The organism is Labrenzia sp. THAF82, assembly GCF_009363435.1.
Taxonomy (GTDB): Bacteria; Pseudomonadota; Alphaproteobacteria; order Rhizobiales; family Stappiaceae; genus Roseibium; species Roseibium porphyridii.
This window is the reverse complement of the sequence record NZ_CP045354.1, coordinates 5,492,836-5,509,791: the sequence shown is the minus strand read 5'-3', so window position 1 is coordinate 5,509,791 and position 16,956 is coordinate 5,492,836. Positions and strand designations below refer to the sequence as shown.

The 16,956-nt window shown below is 53.9% G+C and carries 16 protein-coding genes and 2 pseudogenes; 14 read left to right on the top strand and 4 right to left on the bottom strand.

The annotated features are described in order from the left end of the window. Nucleotides 1-53: 53 nt before the first annotated feature. Nucleotides 54-845 (bottom strand): hypothetical protein, encoded by a 792-nt coding sequence (locus tag FIV00_RS25250; protein ID WP_152503323.1) that lies wholly within the window; start codon nucleotides 843-845, stop codon nucleotides 54-56. 572 nt (nucleotides 846-1,417) lie between these two features. Further along, nucleotides 1,418-3,487, bottom strand: a complete 2,070-nt coding sequence (sctV, locus tag FIV00_RS25245; protein ID WP_305773825.1) for a type III secretion system export apparatus subunit SctV — start codon at nucleotides 3,485-3,487, stop codon at nucleotides 1,418-1,420. Between the two features lie 237 nt (nucleotides 3,488-3,724). On the opposite strand from sctV, the gene FIV00_RS25240 reads away from it, so the two are divergent. The 13 genes from FIV00_RS25240 to sctU all read left to right on the top strand — a co-directional run bounded on the left by FIV00_RS25240 (nucleotide 3,725) and on the right by sctU (nucleotide 13,994). Beyond that, on the top strand, nucleotides 3,725-4,180 hold the full coding sequence (locus FIV00_RS25240) for a hypothetical protein (RefSeq protein WP_152503322.1): 456 nt from the start codon (nucleotides 3,725-3,727) through the stop codon (nucleotides 4,178-4,180). Nucleotides 4,181-4,310: 130 nt separating this feature from the next. Continuing rightward, complete coding sequence (gene sctI, locus FIV00_RS25235) at nucleotides 4,311-4,901, top strand: type III secretion system inner rod subunit SctI (RefSeq protein WP_173006145.1); 591 nt, start codon at nucleotides 4,311-4,313, stop codon at nucleotides 4,899-4,901. Between the two features lie 81 nt (nucleotides 4,902-4,982). Further along, nucleotides 4,983-5,735, top strand: a complete 753-nt coding sequence (gene sctJ, locus FIV00_RS25230) for a type III secretion system inner membrane ring lipoprotein SctJ (protein WP_173006144.1) — start codon at nucleotides 4,983-4,985, stop codon at nucleotides 5,733-5,735. Between the two features lie 190 nt (nucleotides 5,736-5,925). After that, a complete protein-coding gene (locus tag FIV00_RS25225) occupies nucleotides 5,926-6,681 on the top strand; it encodes a hypothetical protein (RefSeq protein WP_152503319.1) in 756 nt (251 codons plus the stop codon). Further along, complete coding sequence (sctL, locus tag FIV00_RS25220; protein WP_152503318.1) at nucleotides 6,678-7,349, top strand: type III secretion system stator protein SctL; 672 nt, start codon at nucleotides 6,678-6,680, stop codon at nucleotides 7,347-7,349. Before FIV00_RS25225 ends, sctL begins: the two co-directional genes overlap by 4 nt. Next, nucleotides 7,346-8,728: a type III secretion system ATPase SctN gene (sctN, locus tag FIV00_RS25215; protein ID WP_152503317.1), complete on the top strand. Its 1,383-nt coding sequence runs from the start codon at nucleotides 7,346-7,348 to the stop codon at nucleotides 8,726-8,728. The genes sctL and sctN overlap by 4 nt, the downstream gene beginning before the upstream one ends. Next, complete coding sequence (locus tag FIV00_RS25210; protein WP_173006143.1) at nucleotides 8,725-9,204, top strand: YscO family type III secretion system apparatus protein; 480 nt, start codon at nucleotides 8,725-8,727, stop codon at nucleotides 9,202-9,204. The genes sctN and FIV00_RS25210 overlap by 4 nt, the downstream gene beginning before the upstream one ends. Then, nucleotides 9,204-9,995: a hypothetical protein gene (locus tag FIV00_RS25205; RefSeq protein WP_152503315.1), complete on the top strand. Its 792-nt coding sequence runs from the start codon at nucleotides 9,204-9,206 to the stop codon at nucleotides 9,993-9,995. Before FIV00_RS25210 ends, FIV00_RS25205 begins: the two co-directional genes overlap by 1 nt. Beyond that, nucleotides 9,995-11,080, top strand: a complete 1,086-nt coding sequence (locus tag FIV00_RS25200) for a hypothetical protein (RefSeq protein WP_152503314.1) — start codon at nucleotides 9,995-9,997, stop codon at nucleotides 11,078-11,080. The genes FIV00_RS25205 and FIV00_RS25200 overlap by 1 nt, the downstream gene beginning before the upstream one ends. A gap of 22 nt (nucleotides 11,081-11,102) precedes the next feature. Then, nucleotides 11,103-11,741 carry a type III secretion system export apparatus subunit SctR gene (gene sctR, locus FIV00_RS25195; protein ID WP_152503313.1) on the top strand — a complete coding sequence of 213 codons (639 nt, stop codon included), beginning with the start codon at nucleotides 11,103-11,105 and terminating at the stop codon, nucleotides 11,739-11,741. Between the two features lie 16 nt (nucleotides 11,742-11,757). Next, the gene (gene sctS, locus FIV00_RS25190; RefSeq protein WP_152503312.1) at nucleotides 11,758-12,027 is read left to right on the top strand and encodes a type III secretion system export apparatus subunit SctS; all 270 of its coding nucleotides are present in this window, start codon (nucleotides 11,758-11,760) and stop codon (nucleotides 12,025-12,027) included. 6 nt (nucleotides 12,028-12,033) lie between these two features. After that, the gene (sctT, locus tag FIV00_RS25185) at nucleotides 12,034-12,882 is read left to right on the top strand and encodes a type III secretion system export apparatus subunit SctT (protein WP_152503311.1); all 849 of its coding nucleotides are present in this window, start codon (nucleotides 12,034-12,036) and stop codon (nucleotides 12,880-12,882) included. Continuing rightward, entirely contained in the window at nucleotides 12,879-13,994 is a 1,116-nt protein-coding gene (gene sctU, locus FIV00_RS25180) for a type III secretion system export apparatus subunit SctU (protein WP_152503310.1), read from the top strand. The genes sctT and sctU overlap by 4 nt, the downstream gene beginning before the upstream one ends. 421 nt (nucleotides 13,995-14,415) lie before the next feature. Here the strand turns inward: sctU and FIV00_RS25175 are convergent, their stop codons facing one another. Continuing rightward, nucleotides 14,416-14,907: a type III secretion system chaperone gene (locus tag FIV00_RS25175; protein WP_152503309.1), complete on the bottom strand. Its 492-nt coding sequence runs from the start codon at nucleotides 14,905-14,907 to the stop codon at nucleotides 14,416-14,418. A gap of 559 nt (nucleotides 14,908-15,466) precedes the next feature. Then, a pseudogene (locus tag FIV00_RS25170) lies at nucleotides 15,467-16,609 on the bottom strand (IS3 family transposase). Nucleotides 16,610-16,707: 98 nt separating this feature from the next. Between FIV00_RS25170 and FIV00_RS25165 the strand changes: the two are divergent. Further along, nucleotides 16,708-16,824: pseudogene (locus FIV00_RS25165) on the top strand (transposase); the annotation flags it as partial. Between the last annotated feature and the right edge of the window lie 132 nt (nucleotides 16,825-16,956).

Genomic DNA, 16,956 nt, shown 5'->3' with positions numbered 1-16,956 from the left:
CCAGCAGACAACAAATTGTAGCTTACGTCAGTGTCCGATTTCCGGGGAGTAGCTCAAACATCAAGATCTTCTCGCTCAATCGAAGACGCCACGTGAGTGTTGTTCAAGACAGATGTGTTATTCTGGCTAGCGACCGCTGGAGACCTGTCCACCAAGTTTTGATTCTGTACGTTTTTAGTCGAAGTATATACATCAATTAGAACTTCCTTGAAGACAGTGTTAGCAACGTTTCTGGAATGCGCATCAAAGTTTGGTTGCTTACCAAACCATTTAGTATATCTGGGAAGCTTTCTCCTGGCCGCCCTGGCGATGTTCATCCCCTCATCTTTCAGGAGCTGTTTTAAAGTTTCGCTTCGGAGCCATTTAACTCGTCGTTGAGCATCCTTCGGAAACTTTTTAAAAGCTTCAGAATGTACGTCGAGGTTTTCTACATCCAAATTCTCGAGTACAGGGCCATTAAGCTTGCTATTCTCCTGGAGCTTTTTAAATTCGATCTCTCCGATTTTTGATAGGACTTTAGGCACCAACCCTGTGTCTTTCAGGTCCAATTGCCCATCCGGAGACCCATCGGCAACAGCTCTAAGCGCTTGATCAATGAGCCCTTCGTTGCAGAAAACGTGATGTTTGATATGCTTCCTTACGGCATCGACAGCGGACGAATTCCTGAGGGCTTCAAGATCCCTCTCAAACCTGACACTGTATTTTACGGGCATGCAATTTAAAAATTTTTTATACAGCCATGTGTTTTTCAGGATACTTGGCATGCCCGGCTTGAAGCTGACAGGTCCGAATTTAGACCGCCGTGTTGACCTGATGATATTGTCGACTTGGTTTTTGTGCGACAAGACAGTATCCAGTCTCGTCGATTGGGCTCTATTTGGCCCGAAACTATTAACTGTCGAAGGGGGCATCGTTGCGCTCCTATTCCTATCCTCGATATGAGCGTACGCTGCTCAAGGCGTTTTCGGTGTTTCATTTGATACATTGCGCTCAGAAAAAATGGATCTGTCGGGAGAGTACCATCGTCGCAGATCCGGTGTCGGCCACCAGCCGCCCATGCGAAGGCTGAAGGTCGGGGGATGAGCCGCTGACCTGATTGTGCCGCTAACTCTCCCGATCAATTGGCTTTGGTATTACCTTGCGTAGAGATGGTGTCGGAGCGATCACGGTCCGAGCAGGTGTTCGAGATCGGGGCGTTTTCGGCTTCGCGCGGATCGATATGCAGCACAGCCGAGAGGCTTCCGTTGAACTACGTCCCGGCTACAGGGGGCATCGGCTTGCTCGTGGTCGTGTAATCGCCCTACGCGCTGTTCCCGGTGTGAAGTTTCATACCAACCTCAAAAACTAGGTTCCCTTTTGAGGTTGGAATTAACGAGGTCAGGCGTGCGCCGAGGCGACACCAGATCGTCCGCAGATCCTATTCGTCTATCTGAAGCAGAGCCGATTGATCGTCGACGCTGATGCGGTCCAGGGGCTGGATGTTGACGTCCGCCGCCAGTTCCTGAAACGAGAGTACCGGAAGGTCGGGGAAGTCACGTTCAACGATTTTACGAACGAACCTGCGCAGATCCATCGGGGCGATGACGGCGGGAGGCGTTGCCGACAGGCTGCTGTCGCTCACGGTCTGCTTGATCGAGGCCATCAGCTGCCGGTGCATCTCGGGCGCTAGGGCGAGATAGGACGCGCCTGAAGTTTGGCGGACCGCGGCCCTGATCTCGTCTTCGACGCTTTTGGAAAGAAGATATGCGGGCACGATGTTCTGGCCGCCCGAGAACTTGTAGGTGATGTAACGGCTGAGGGCGGTCCTCACATGCTCAGTAAGCATGATCGGATCCTTTTCCTTGGCGCCCCATTCAACCAGACACTGCAAGATGGTGCGCGTGTCGCGGATGCAGATCTCCTCGCTGACAAGCCTTTGCAGAACGTCAGCGATTGTGGTGATCGGGAGAACGCGCGAGACTTCCTTGACCAGTTCCGCAAAATCGGTCTCCATCTGGTTCAGCACGTACATCGTTTCCTGGATCCCGACAAACCCCGAAGCGTGATTTTTCAACACGTGCCCCAGATGAAACGTCAGCATTGATGTTAGTGTGAGCACCTGGATCCCGGCGGCTTTTGCAGTCGGCTCGTGTTTCATGGCGACCCAAAGGCTTTTGGTCCGGGGCAGAAACGCTTCACCGACCTCGTAGGGAATACCGAACATGTCGAGGTTTGCCTCGGTTTCCCGGGCGATGAAAAAGCCCGGTCGTGCGCGGCCTGCCGCAACCGGAATTTCGTTGACCATGATCCGGTATTCGCCCTCTCTCAGGTTGTCGTTCAGCCTGAGGTTGATTCCTGGAAACGGAACGCCAAGGTCGAAATAAAGAGCCTTGCGAACGCGTGCGACTTCCTGATCGAGAATCTCCGGGCGAATTGCACCGCGTACGGCTGAGGAAATATCGACCATAAGAGGGATCGTTAGCTGGAACGTGATGGCCTTGGATCTGTCGGCTTCATCCTGGGTGTCGTCGATCCCAGGGAATGAAGGCACGTTGCCGTGGCCTGAAACAGCGGGAGCGAAATTGGGAAGGTCGTTGGAAGCGCGCGAACTTCTCGCGTTTTTGCGGTTGCGCATGATGATGACACCGCTTGCTCCACATAGCAGCGACAGGACAAGGAATACTTCCGGCGGAAAACCGGGAATAGCCGCAAAGCCGAGCAAGATACCGCAGGCGATCAAAAGGGCCTTTGGTTCCTTCACGAGCTGGAACGTGATGTCGCTACCGAGGTCCTCGTTCTCTTCCGACGACACGCGCGTGACGATGAAGCCCGCGGTGATCGAGATAAAGAGAGCAGGGATCTGTGCGACTAGGCCATCGCCGATTGTCAGCAGCGCGTAAATGTCTAGAGCCTCGGAGGTGCTCATGCCGCGCTGGTTGGTGCCGATCAAAATGCCGCCAATGATGTTGACGGCGATAATGATAAGGCCAGCGATTGCGTCGCCCTTGACAAACTTCATGGCGCCGTCCATCGCGCCGTAGAGCTGGCTCTCTTTCTCGAGCTTGACCCTTCGGCGCTTGGCTTCATCCATCTCGATGAGGCCTGAGCGGATATCTGAATCGATCGACATCTGTTTGCCCGGCAAGGCGTCGAGAGAGAAGCGAGCGGAGACCTCCGCGACGCGTTCCGAGCCCTTGGTGATGACGAGGAAATTCACGATCGTGACGATAAGAAAGATTACGATGCCGACGATCAGATTGCCGGAGACCACGAATTCGCCAAAGGTTTTGACGATCTGGCCGGCGTCGGCCTGCAGGAGGATGAGCCGCGTGGTGGTGATCGACAGCGCCAGCCTGAACAACGTTGTCAATAACAGAATTGATGGAAAGGCGGAAAAGTGCGTCACGTCGGACAAGTAAACAGCAACCATCAGAAGGATCGCCGATATTGCCAGGTTCACGCCGATCAAGCTGTCGACAATCAAAGTCGGAAGCGGAAGGATCATCATGAACACGACACACAAAAGCAAGAACGCTAACACAACGTCGCTGCGCTTTGACAAAACCACTAAAAATCGAGACATGTTAAAATTGGGCCAAGAGTTGTTTTCAAAGGCATTAGCAAAGCCTAACTCTGGCGCGTTTGGGTGTGTCGTTTAGCACAGCGCGGCGTTGATTTGCGCATTACCTTTCGAGAGCGCTCCACATTGTGAGTAATTTCTCGCAGAGGCATCTTAAAATTGAATATGACCCAGCTTGCTGAAATTAAAAAGGTTTTTTCGACCGATGAGCTTCGATTGCTTGTTGAAGTTGGTTTTGTCTCTATCTCGAAAGGTGAGCCCGGCGCGGCTGCCGAGGTCTTTGAAGCGGTCAGGTTACTGCGTCCAAAGCAGGATGCCGGCTACATCGGGGGCGCTTTGGCGGCTCTGATGGCGGAGGATCCGAACGCGGCAGTTCAGCTCTTTGGTGGTGCGCCTGACACGCCTGCCGCCAGGACGTTCAGAGGGTTGGCGTTGTTGAGGTCCGGAGACGTCCGTCAGGGGCGGGGTTGTCTGCGGTCGGTTGTTGACAATGCGCCGTCCAGCGCCTTCGCGCAACTGTCGGAAGAGCTGTTGAGTGAGGATGCTCGTTCGGGGGGTGTTGTCGGGTCCTCTTTCGAGAGTTATCGAGATTATCCGGTGGAATTGGGGGGCGGTTTGTAGCGGCCTTTGCGCCTGTTTATCCAGGCGTTGCTTTGTTCGGAAGGGCGGTGCCGGTCATTCGGCCTGTGTTGCTCAGATTTATTGTTTTGATAGCGGTGTTTCGCTTTCATGCTCCTTAGGGGACTGTCAGATGATTTCCAACGATGATGTTGCAAGCTTTTCCATGCAGATGCAGGCTGCTCAGAACGGGTCGATCGCGGATGCGTCCGGTGCTGCCGCTGCTTCGGTCAGCCGTTTTGAGGGGGCCATGAAAGTCGCTCAATCTGATTCCTCTCCGGAGGCTAACGTGGATGCGCTCGACAGGCCGTCAAGGGTCTCAGAGGTGCCTGATACCGATACTGCCCCGTCGCGTCAAGGGCCTGTGGTGGACAGCAGGATTGGTGAAGGCGAGACTCTTGCTGGCGGCGAGACTTACGGCGATCTCTCAGTTGAAGCTGCGGCTGCTCGGGCCGCCGTCTTGGAAGTCGGGCAAGTTTCCGCGGCGGGCGAAGTCGATGACAACAAGGGGGATGTCATTCTGGACGGCTTGAGCCGGTTGCGGAGTGCCTTCGACGGCCAAGCCGACAGGGTTGTGGACGCTTCGTCCTCGTCTGTTAGTGGCACCGAAAAGCTTATCGATGCCCAGATGGAAATAGTCAAGTATTCCTTGCTTATGGATGTCACCTCAAAGCTGGTCGGAAAATCCACGCAGACCTTCGATACTCTCATGAAGGGTCAATAATAAGGCCGGTCCATAGATATGACTTTTTTCAAAAAGAAAGAAAACGCAATTCGTTTGCTGCTATTGTTCGGGTGCATTCTGATGGCTGGTTGCCGCCAAGACCTTTACACTGGCCTTTCCGAGCAGGAAGCCAATGGGATGCTATCGGTTCTTATGGCCAATGGCATCAGTGTTGAAAAGCGCTACAACGGAGATGATGGGGTATCGCTGCTCGTGGATGAAACGGACTTGGCGCCTGCGATCGGCATTCTGTCGGAAAACGGTTATCCAAAGACCGCACGCGACAGCATTGGCAGTGTCTTCCAGAAGAGCGGTATCATGTCTTCTCCGTTTGAGGAGCGTGTACGTTACATTCATGCTCTTGGCGAGGAAGTATCCGGTACCTTGAACGAAATCGACGGTGTTCTGACCGCGCGTGTGCATATCGTCCTTCCGGAAAAGCCGGAGCTCGGTGAAGATGTCGTACCCTCGTCAGCCGCTGTCTTTATCAAGCACAGTAAGAATGTCGACCTAGATTTCATCACGCCTCAGATCAGGCGACTGGTGAGTAATTCAATTCAGGGTGTTGAATATGACAGCGTAACCGTCGTGCTTGTTGAGGCTGAACCTCCTCAAGTCATATCCGGCGGTCGGGTCAATATCCCGGTTGCCGAGCTGGTGCCCGGCCTTGGAGTGCGAGCCAGCGATGTCGACAAGTTCTGGGGGGTGGTCGCGGTGTTCGTGACAGTTCTGGTTGCCCTGGTCGCGTCCAATATTTCTGCTCTGCTGGCGTTTTTCAGGGTTCGCAGAACGTTGAAGGCCCGTGAGGCGGGAGAAATCAGTCCGGTGGGGTAGGGGGCTTTGTGTGTTGCCGACAAGGTCGGTTGGGGTGTCCGTAGCCGCAAGGCTCGAGCTGGCTCATCACTCTGCTCGTTTTCTACCTTTTGCCACGCCAACGTCTTGCTCAGGATTTTTAATCGACTGCTTAAGAAACCGTTTCGAGACACGTACAGGCCATGCGTACACCGGAACGAGGTGTTTTGAATTGACCGAAAGTCCCAACTTGCACCATGAAAATGCATTTGCGCGCAATGTCCAACTTGCGACCTTTTTGAGAAACCCGGTTGGATTTGTGCATCGCGACCACCTGGAGGAAATCGGTTTGGAATCCGGTTCCGTGTATCTTCTTTCCAGGCATCCGGGTTTTTCAAGAGCGCTCAACCGTGTCGTTGGGCATCGTACGGGAACAGACGCGCTGATGGTGACGAAAGATTGGCTGGATAGCCTACTGAAATCCGGAAAACATCAGACCGCTTTCGACCTCGCTGTGTGCAGGCTGGAAATTCTTATCGTAGTCGCGCAAAAGGTCGCGTCTATTGAACTTTATCATCACTTGCGCAAATGCGTAAAAAAGAGCCGGCGAAATTTGTTTGAAACGTTTCTTGGTACGCAGGCTTTCGTCACATCTTTGCGTGAAGCGCCAAACAGGTATCCGCATCTTGCGGAAAAGGGCAAGACCCTGCGGATCGACGATCTGATTGATTCTTTGTCCGCTGGTTCAGGACATGGAACGTCGGTTAATGGGGACGAGGCAGCTTCTGACGGGATCAATCCTTTGGTCTGGATCGGATTGTCGACATTGTATTCATTCCTGAAAGCCACGGACAGCGTCAGTGCTGCATTGTTCGTTCTGAGGTTCCCTAAATCCACCGAAACAAAATACTTTTCCGTATCAACCATGACCACTCAACAGAGGCATGAAATCTCCAATCTGCTCCAACACCGAGGGTCGGCAGGATGAATTTTTTATACAATCCGCAGAAAATCGGCCTGGCCGTCGCGCAGGGTGAAGGCGTGATCAAGGCAAAGGACCTTGAGGCGCTGGGGTCGGCAAGTGAGATCGTTTCCTCCGCTGAGGCGCGCGCGGCGGAGATCATAGCCGCTGCAGAAACCGAATTCCAGAACCAGAAGGAGCGCGGCTATGCTGAGGGGCGGAAACACGCTCAAAAGGAAGCGTTGACATGTTTGCTTGAAGAAGATGCCTACTTGGATCTGAAGCTTCAGAACCTGGAAAACAGGTTGGCGTCACTGGTCAAGTCCAGTGTTCGCAAGGTTCTCTCTGAGTTTGATGATAGCTGTCTTGCGGTGTCGGCCACCAAAAGTGCTCTGCGGCAGATGCGGGATGAACTTACGATCCAGATCCGACTGGCGCCCGAAATGGTTGAAGCCATTGAGCCAGTCGCGCGGGCCTTTGAAGAAAGATACGCCGGGGACAAGTCCATCGATCTTGTTGAGGACGAGGCTATCCCCGCACCCAATGTAGTCGTTGAAACCGCGACAGGGCGCATCGAGTGCAACATTCTGGCAGAGCTCCTAGTGGTTGACGATGCGATCGACAACAGCGTGCATGGGCTTTACGGTGACCGGAAGATGAACGGTGTCCAGGCTCTGCAGGAGGCCCAGTCTTGACGTTTGGGGCACAGTCCGAATATCGACGGGCGCTCGAAGAGCGACGCAGTAAGATCGACGCGAGGTTCGATGACATCGTGTCGAAGCTGAGCGCCTCGGTGGATCGGAAAAATCTCTATTCCGTCAACGGTAAGGTAAGTAAGGTTATCGGAACGGTCGTTTATGCCGTGGTTTCCAATGTGCGGATCGGTGAGATTGTCGAACTATACACCCGCTCAACCGGTAACCGGCTCGAGGCCGAGGTCGTAGGGTTCGCGAATAACGAAGCTCTGCTTTATCCCTTCGGAGAGACGCAAGGGGTATCCCCGCAGACCGAAGTCCGTGCCACCGGTAAGGTCCAGAGCGTTCCCGTCGGGCACCAGCTTCTGGGACGAGTGATTGACGGATTCGGGAACTTTATCGACGGTAAGTCCGACGAATGCACTCCGAAAACGTGGTACCCGGTCTATCAGAACCCTCCGGATCCGATGACCCGGCGCGTGATCGACGCACCGATTACGACTGGGGTCAGGGCCATCGATGGCTTGCTTACAATTGGCGAGGGGCAGCGCATCGGTATTTTCGCGGCGGCCGGTGTCGGGAAATCAACTTTGCTTTCCATGCTTGTTAAGCGTGCGGATGTGGACGTCACAGTCATGGCTCTGGTCGGCGAGCGTGGTCGCGAGGTTCGTGAGTTTATTGAGCGGGAACTCGGGCCGGCGGGGTTGAAGAAAACCGTTCTGGTCGTCTCCACGTCTGATAAAAGCCCGATGGAGCGCGTGAAGGCTTCATATACCGCGACGGCTATTGCCGAGTACTTTCGCGATCAGGGCAAGAAAGTCCTCTTTTTGATGGACTCAGTCACCCGGTTCGCACGCGCCTTGCGGGAGATCGGGCTGGCTGCGGGCGAACTGCCGACACGCAGGGGGTTTCCGCCGTCGGTTTTCGCTTCCCTTCCAAAGTTGCTGGAAAGAGTGGGCATGAACGACAAGGGGTCAATAACGGCAATGTACACCGTTCTTGTCGAAGGCGATGACATGAACGAGCCGGTTGCCGATGAAACACGCTCGATCCTCGATGGCCATATTGTTTTGTCGAGCAAGCTGGCCGCAGCCCATCATTTCCCAGCGATCGATGTCTTGAACTCAAAGAGCCGGGTGATGAACGCCGTCATCAGCGAAGAGCATGACGATCTGGCCGCGCAAACACGGAACCTGCTCGCTGCATACGCTGACGTCGAATTGCTCGTGAAAATCGGCGAATACCAGGCAGGAAGCGACCCTGTTGCGGACCGGGCCGTCGAACGGATCCGGGAGATCAACGACTTCCTGAAGCAGGGGGATGAGCCTATTGAGGATCTTGATGAAACGCTTGAAAGATTGCGGAGTGCACTGAATTGATCGAGAAACTGAAAGTCCTCCAGCGGGTCAAGGAAACGAGGGAATTCGCAGCCCTCCGATTGATGCGTGCGAAAAAGAACGAGCTCCAGGAAGCCAACAGGGTGAGGGCCGAAAACGAACGATCGTTCCTGGAGAGCAAACAAACGCTTCCGGTTCGCGAGGATGGAATTTACGAGGACATCTTAAACAAGGTCGTTAACCTCGATTTGCTCGATATCGTTGGCGAACGTGTTTCGGACCTTCACCTGCGCCACCGAAAGACTGAGCAAGATCTCGATCAATCGATGCGCAAGCAAGAAGAAGTGACAGAGGAGACGGCTATTGCAATGCGCATGTATCAAAAAGCACAGCAGAGCAGAGAGAAATATGACGCCATGATCCGTGAATGTGAGGCTGAATTCACGCGCGTTCTAGAAAAAGATGAAGAAGCTCGGATTGAAGACGTCGCAGCCTTCCGGCAATCAGGGAACATATAATGGACAAGAAACTTGCTTCAACAGCCTTTCTGAGGGTTCCCGGGTTCGGGTTTGGCGCGTCTCCGGAAATGAACGGAGGGATGTTTCTGCGTGCGGACGTCCTCAAAAGTGCCCAATTGGCCAAGGGCGGTTCCAAGGTTGGAGCCAAGGACGGTTCGGGTGAAACTCGGGAGGGTTTGGCATCCTCCAGCAGGAGCAGCGGTATATCTTCCAATCAGAGCGGCGCTTTGTTTCAGAAAATCATGGGGCGCGTCAACACTGCAGGCGGAAAGGATGACAGCACAGGTGATCGCGGTTCTCGTGAACATGGCGACGAGGTAACGGTTGTCCTGTTCGACGCACGGCCTGCCGCTGCCGGTTCTCCGGCCCCGGCGCAGGTAACGAAGCCTTTGTCGCCTGAACTCGACAGCCAGGTTCAGCAGATCTACGAAAAGATCGTGTCGCGGATGGACGCTGCGAAAAGACCTGGTCCTGTTGTATCCAATGCTCCGGTGAACTTCAACATTCCTGTCGACGCGGGCTCGCAGGGATTGCACCGGCTGGAGGTTAGCTTTTCCGACTCCCAAGTGACGGTGAAACTATTCTTTCCCGCTGGTGAGGCCGGCCAGAACCTCGTGAATGCAGCCGGCCAGCTCGGGCATCTTCTGCAGGGGCATTTGCCCAACAGGCGCATCAAAATCGTCCAGGCGATATCTCAATCAGAGGAAAACGGCGAGAAAGTATATGCCGAAAACGAATTTCAGACGAATGAGCACCTCGTGCGATCGCGGCCTTCATCGGGTGGGGCGTGATGTCGTTCGAGAGTTGGTCTCTGCCGAAGTTTGAAATCAGGCAGGACGATGTCGTCATTTGGAACGCCGCTATGTCCCGATCGGGGCAGCCGATTGCGCTCGCTGGTGGCGCGCATTTTACCTTCACGCCCCGCACCGATATTTCTTTCCTCAACGGTATCCTGACATCCGTTGTCTCCGAAGGACAGGTCTGCGCCTACATCGGAATGGAAGACTTTCCGTTTGGAAAGCTTTCCGGAGCCAGCCTTTCGATAACCGACCTTCGCGACATGCCGGAGGATCTTGCCATTGCGCTGCGTCAAGGCATGATCCAGACCGTGCTGGACACTGTAGGCGCCGAGCTGAGAACCTCTTTCGAGGTCGGCCAAGAGCAATGCGTGTCGGAAGTCTCTACCGGAGAGCAATTTCGGGATCTCAGCTGGTTTGAGGTGGTTTTGCAGCGGGAACCCGAGGGCAGGATTGTATTTGTTCTCGGGCTTGCTCCAGCAACCGTTTGCGGGCAGCTTGCTGAGCGCATTCCCGAACCCGACGGGATCGGATCGGAGCTCGGGCGAATGATCCCGGTTCAGGTCGAACGTTTGGTAGGGACAGCTGAGCTCTTGTGGTCGGAAGTAGCCAACCTGGCACCGGGCGACTGTATACTGATATCGCCTACGGAAGCCGACGGTCATCTCGCCATCGTCGCGAGCGACAGTGTTTTCGTCTTCGCGCAAGCGGAAGAGAGCTGGGCATGCGAGAATGCAATGCCCTTAAAACAATTACTGATTAGGTCGAGCGGAATGGCCTTTGTTTTCGAAGGCAGCGGCGACCGTGACACCGGCCTGGCTGAAGATGAAGCCCGGTGTTTCAACGTCGGAGCGCCTCTCACGATAGGGCTGTCGTTCCGGCTGAGGTGCGCAACCCTGTCGGCGAGTGACATTGCAGGCTGGAAACAGGGTTCGATCGCGGATCTGCCGGACTGCCTCAAAGTCAACGACGCCTGTGTCAGGGTTGTGTCCAACGACACAACGATTGGCCAAGGGGATCTGGTACGTGTCGGAGATAGCATTGGCGTGAGGTTAAACCGCGTTTTCCTGAACAACTGAAAATTCCTGGTGTTGAAAATTTATGGACCCACTAAGTCTAATCCTTGCGCTGGGGGCGGCCGCGCTCGTTCCTTTCCTGGCAGTCGTGGCGACATCCTTCATCAAGATCGCTGTTGTTTTGATGCTGGTGCGCAATGCACTTGGTGTTCAGCAAATTCCCCCTAACATGGCGCTGAACGCACTTGCCATTATCCTGTCGGGCTATGTGATGGCACCCGTATTTGTCCAGACGTTCATGATCGTGCAGGAAGGAAACTTCAATTTCGGGAACCTGCAAGGCCTGCAGGAGGCCTACACCGCCAGCAAGGGGCCGCTGATCGAGTTTTTGGACAAACACGCGGCAGATCGTGAGAAACTATTCTTCCTGAAAGCAACAGCACAACTTTGGCCGGCCGAACTCGCCGACACTGTCGACGAGAATAGTATCTTCGTGATTCTTCCAGCCTTTACGGTCAGCCAGCTCCGAGAGGCTTTCGAAATAGGTTTTTTGTTGTACCTGCCGTTCATTGCGATCGATCTGGTCGTATCGAACATTCTGCTGGCTATGGGCATGATGATGGTCTCGCCCTTGACTATTTCGCTGCCTTTCAAGCTGTTTCTCTTCGTCATGGTGGATGGCTGGTCCAGGCTCATCTTGGGTTTGGTAAAAACCTACATCTAGAGGAAGTACCTGATCGATGGCACCGGCCGACGCGCTCCATGTCACCACCGAGGCAATGTTTCTGGTGTTGTTGCTCTCGATGCCGCCAATTTTGGCAGCTTCGATCGTAGGACTTGTTGTCAGTCTTTTGCAGGCTCTGACGCAAATCCAGGAACAGACACTTCCGTTCGCCGCGAAGCTGATCGCGATCGCAATTACGATGGCGGCAACCTCCGGTTTTCTTGGAGCTGAAATATTCAATTTCACCGCGAATTTGTTCGATACTTTTCCCGAACTTACGAGATAGCGGCCGATGTGGGATGTGATTGCGGCCTTTCAGACTTATGAGAAGCTCATGATCTCTCTGGCGATGTCCTTGCCGAGAGTGTATGCATTCGTTGCCATCTCGGGAGTTTTGAGCACAGGCGCCGTGCCGAGGCTCGCGCGCAACGGCGCCATATTGATCCTGGCACTTCCCCTCGTACCGGTCAATCTGGCGCATATTTCAATCATCGGGGACTCGCTGCCGACACTCGCTCTCTACTTTGCGAAGGAGTACGCGATCGGATTTTTGTTAGGTTATATGATCGGCTGGATTTTCTGGTCAGTGACGGCGGCTGGCGACTTCATGGATAACCAACGCGGAGCTGCAATTGCGTCCAGCATCGATCCTTTGCTTGGTCAGGAGACAACGCCGCTTGGTAACCTCTTTTCCCAGGCCTTTCTGACCTACATGTATTCGATTGGAGGCATTCTTGTTATCCTCGGGCTTTTGTACAAGAGTTTCGTGGTCTGGCCCGTTACCAGAATGCTGCCGATCGTTTCAGATCAGTTTCCTGTTTTAGTCCTTGAGATTTTGGACCTCGGCATGCGGACCATGTTCATACTGGCCGCGCCTGTTATCGCGTTGATGTTCCTGTCGGAGCTTGCGCTCGCTCTGGTCAGCCGGTTCGCTCCGCAAATCCAGGTATTTATCCTGTCGATGGGTATCAAGAGTGGGATAGCAATGCTTGTCCTGGTTTTTTACATCAAGATTCTTTTCCCCTATGCAGCCGAGGGTCAGGCCCTGTTTTTTGACAACACCAATCGTCTTTATGAAATTTTCGAAGCTGGAACCGACATATTGTCAAACATTTCGGGTGATACGGACAATCAGCAATGAGTCAGAAACCGACAGGCGAAAAGACGGAACAACCGACGCCGAAGAAACTCAGAGATGCACGAAAAAAGGGTCAGGTTGCCCGCAGTCAGGATCTAGTGACCACGGTTTCGCTTCTTGGTGTGATCGCCTACATCTGGGTCGTCTGGGACTACATGTTTTTCAAGTTTGTCGAGATGCTGGATATCGTTGCCGCGTTGCACGGGACTGACTTTAGCACAAGCGCCTATGGCGCGATGCAAGCCATTTTCGACGTGGCGGTGGTTGTTACGCTGCCGTTGCTCAGCGTTGTTTTCGTACTAGGCGTTGCGGGTAACTATTTTCAGTTCGGATCGCTCTTCGCATTCGAAAATCTGAAGCCGAAGATTGAGAACATCAGCCCTGCAAAGGGATTGAAGAAGATATTTTCGATCAAGCAATTCGTGGAATTCCTCAAATCCCTGATCAAAATTGTATTCCTCTCTGTTCTTCTATTCTTTGTCATCAAGGATGCGATCGGTCCCTATATGAATGCTGTGCAATGCGGTATGCAATGTCTGATGGCAGTTACCAGCTCTATGCTCCTGACCACGCTGCTATTCACGGCTCTTGCGTTTGCCATTGTCTCCGCGCTGGATTTCATCTTTCAGAAATTTCAGCACAGAAAAGAGCTGATGATGACCAAAACTGAGGTGCAACGCGAATTCAAGGAGACAGAGGGTGATCCCCTTATCAAGGGCAAGCGCAAGCAGCTGGCTCAGGAAATGGTGCTAAGCGACGGTATCGAGCGGACTCGGAATGCCACGGCCGTTATCGTCAATCCGACCCATTTTGCTGTTGTCATTGACTACAAGCCAGAGATCGCACCGTTGCCTTTGATCGTCGCAAAGGGCAGAAACCTGCATGCCCATGAATTGAGAAACGAGGCGGAGAAGCATGGTGTTCCCGTGTTCAGAAACGTGTTACTCGCTCGCTCGCTGTACGCAGATTCCGATGTCGGCACCTTCGTCCCCGACGAATGGTTCGAGGTTATCGCCAAGATACTTGTCTGGGTCGACAAGAACCGAGAGACCCTTTACACGGAGCCGCTCAATCACGGGGTCATCGACATGGAAGGCGGTAATTTCCTTCAATAGCTTACTGTTCATTTGGAGCAGGAAACTCAAATTGTTTCGATTTCCGCTGTCTGTCATCGTGGCGTTATGCTCAGGGAAATCAATCGCTTTTGAGCGCGTCTTCCGCGAACACCTCTATTTGAAGACTTGGACCACAAAAACACCGATCCACTTAAGTCTGGCGTGTCGCCGAAACGTGTAGGAAGCCATCGCACGAATTTGTTCCGCTGCCTCGCGTATCTAGCCGATTCCGCGCAACTACCTGCAACAATACTTCTAGATGCAGTCGCAAATTATTGGAACTGCTTTTCACTTTCTGGCACTAAGGACTCCAATGCAAATAAACGATGCTGATATGATATTTCCGTTTGAACGCGACACACTTTGGTGGACTACTCGCATGTTCTCAGTCAAACAAGTTCCTGTTTGTCGAAGCTGGTGCTCAGGGCTTCAGAACGACGGCGCCCGTCTCGTTTGACGGAAGCGAACCGCCGTCTTCGGCGTAAGCGACTTCGTCCGCGTCGAAGTTTTCAAGCCAATCCGAGACGCCGATCGACTGACGACCGAAATCGCTGACCTGTTCGACAAAACCGTCGAGGGACCAAATCTGCAGCGTCAACAGGAAAACGCCGGCATCGTGCTCCATGCCAAGGCAGGACATGTTCTCGATGTTGAATGCAAGCGTTTGTCTGAGCAAGGCGGCCCGGCGCGCTATCGGCATGGAAGGTTCCAGTTGTCCCACCGGAGACAGCAGGCGCACGCATCCGACCTTTTCGTCGAAACATATCGCGACGACGCCCTCGTCTCCGAATTCAGCGCTTACGACATCGTCCGGTCCAAGGGACAATTCGCCTAAATCCGTCTGTCGTGAGAATTTAGCCAGCGCGTTGCTAACGTCATGCCGCGTTATCATGCGTGCAGCAACACGGTCCACCAGGCACGGCTCCGACCCAAAATGCGCGCGTTGGTGTGTGCGTAAATATTCATTCAGTATGTTTCTCGCAATCCAGTGTCTGTAGACGATGATCTTTCGGCATGCGGGTTCGTATGACTTAGAGCTCCGGGTAGTGGAAAAGTCCGCGCAGGTCTTTCACACCACAGTCACTTTCCGCCCTCGGGATCGAAATCCGTCGCGTAATCACGAGCTTCGATTCGAATTTCTATTCTTGAACAGGAGCAATTTGTCCACAAACCGAGGCGCAATTCAATCTTATACAGGCCCTAGAGCATGCCGCGTCAATTTGGACTTATTTGACTGCGACAATTTTGGTCTTCGGCGAGGCGGGTTGCGCGCCGTGGTGTCGCCTGCCACAAGCGCAAGCCAAGCAAGCCGGTGGCCAAAATTGTCCGGCCCCTTGTTAAGCGAAAGCCAGAAATCGCGCGCGTTTACTGACCTGCTCCCCCGATTGTCCGCTTTCATAAGTTAGCTCTGTTCACGGTGTGGAGTGCTACCCAATGTGCCCCCGGGACAGGCTAGAGTTTTCCGGACCAAATCAGGAACACGGGCTGGCTGCGTGTTCTGATTTTATCAGGTGCCATCGGCACCTTATTACCGATGGCGCCATGAGGTCTGTATTCATTGTAGTCCTTGCGCCAATCCTCCAACTTTTCCGCCGCATCTGCAAGGCTCAGGAACCAGTGGACATTTAGACACTCCGCCCTGAACCGCCCATTGAATGCCTCGATGAACGCGTTGTCCGTCGGTTTTCCAGGCCTTGAGAAGTCCAACGTGACGCCCCTTCGATAGGCCCAAAGATCAAGTTCCCGGGAGATGAACTCGGAGCCCTGGTCAACCCGGATCGTCTTTGGGTAGCCAATCCAGGCGCAGACAGTTTCCAGCGTTCTCACCACATCCTCGCCCCGATAGCTGAAGCGCGGTTCAAGCGCCGGCACATAGCGGGAATAGGTGTCGATCACCGTCAGAACGCGGATCTTCCGACCGGTCGCGAGCGGGTCATGCACGAAGTCCCCTCTCAGCGAATGCGAGCATTCGCCTACCGGGCAGCGCATCGCCCAGACATCGTTCGGCCCGACTGCTTCCTGCCTGTCTTCGCGCAGCTTTGCCTTCACCCGGCGCTTGGGATGTTTGTTTCTCAGTTGCAGACCCAATTCGTTGTAGATCCGTCGCGTTTTCTTCTGATTGATCATCCAGCCCTCCCGGCGCAGCAAAACATGCACGCGCCGATATCCGAACCGGACGCGCGTCTGGCAGATCTCTTTTTTCCGCTGTTCCAAAGCGGCCTTGCCGGGTCGACGGGACCTGTAGCGATAGGTCGTCGGATCAAACCGGATCACCGCGCAGGCGCGGCGAATGGATACCGACCAGTCCGACCGCATCTCGTCGACTAGCGTTCTTTTCCGGGCAGGCCTCAGAGCTTTCGTTTGACGATGTCCTGGAGCATTTCCTTGTCGAGAGACAAATTCGCGACGATCTTCTTGAGCCGGGCATTCTCCTGCTCCAGCTCACGGAGCCGCTTCATCTCCGACGGCATCAGGCCCGCGTACTTCTTTCGCCAGTTGAAATAGGTCGCCTGACTGATCCCCGCCTCACGGCAGATCTCCGCAACAGGAACACCTTCTTCGCCACGCTTGACGATGAATGCCTTCTGCGCATCCGAAAACTTTGATGCCTTCATCAATTCCGCTCCTTCCCAGCCAGGAAAATCGTCGCGGAAAACTCTAACCCAAATCGGGGGCATTTAGCGGGAGCACATCAAATTGAAGGAAACAGACGATGAAGCGATCCAGGTTCTCTGAAGAACAGATCATCGGTATTTTGAAGGAACATCAGGCGGGCATATCGGCCGCCGAGCTTTGCCGGGAGCACGGGATCAGCAACGCGACCTATTACATCTATGGACAGCTCTCCCGATGCAAGGTTTTTGAGATCTGATCGAAGCCGATATCTGGGTGCCAACATCTATCCGGCGTCACCAGAACGGTGCTGGTGCGCCCAATGGGAAATCTGCGTGTGTGAAGGCCT

What these genes read in the sequence shown, in the direction of transcription:
- FIV00_RS25200 (WP_152503314.1), top strand. Translation starts at nt 9,995, where the DNA reads ATGTCGTTCGAGAGTTGGTCTCTGCCGAAGTTTGAAATCAGGCAGGAC.
- sctU (WP_152503310.1), top strand. Translation starts at nt 12,879, where the DNA reads ATGAGTCAGAAACCGACAGGCGAAAAGACGGAACAACCGACGCCGAAG.
- sctT (WP_152503311.1), top strand. Translation starts at nt 12,034, where the DNA reads ATGTGGGATGTGATTGCGGCCTTTCAGACTTATGAGAAGCTCATGATC.
- sctR (WP_152503313.1), top strand. Translation starts at nt 11,103, where the DNA reads ATGGACCCACTAAGTCTAATCCTTGCGCTGGGGGCGGCCGCGCTCGTT.
- sctI (WP_173006145.1), top strand. Translation starts at nt 4,311, where the DNA reads ATGATTTCCAACGATGATGTTGCAAGCTTTTCCATGCAGATGCAGGCT.
- sctL (WP_152503318.1), top strand. Translation starts at nt 6,678, where the DNA reads ATGAATTTTTTATACAATCCGCAGAAAATCGGCCTGGCCGTCGCGCAG.
- sctJ (WP_173006144.1), top strand. Translation starts at nt 4,983, where the DNA reads ATGGCTGGTTGCCGCCAAGACCTTTACACTGGCCTTTCCGAGCAGGAA.
- sctV (WP_305773825.1), bottom strand. Translation starts at nt 3,487, where the DNA reads ATGATGATCCTTCCGCTTCCGACTTTGATTGTCGACAGCTTGATCGGC.
- FIV00_RS25205 (WP_152503315.1), top strand. Translation starts at nt 9,204, where the DNA reads ATGGACAAGAAACTTGCTTCAACAGCCTTTCTGAGGGTTCCCGGGTTC.
- FIV00_RS25240 (WP_152503322.1), top strand. Translation starts at nt 3,725, where the DNA reads ATGACCCAGCTTGCTGAAATTAAAAAGGTTTTTTCGACCGATGAGCTT.
- sctS (WP_152503312.1), top strand. Translation starts at nt 11,758, where the DNA reads ATGGCACCGGCCGACGCGCTCCATGTCACCACCGAGGCAATGTTTCTG.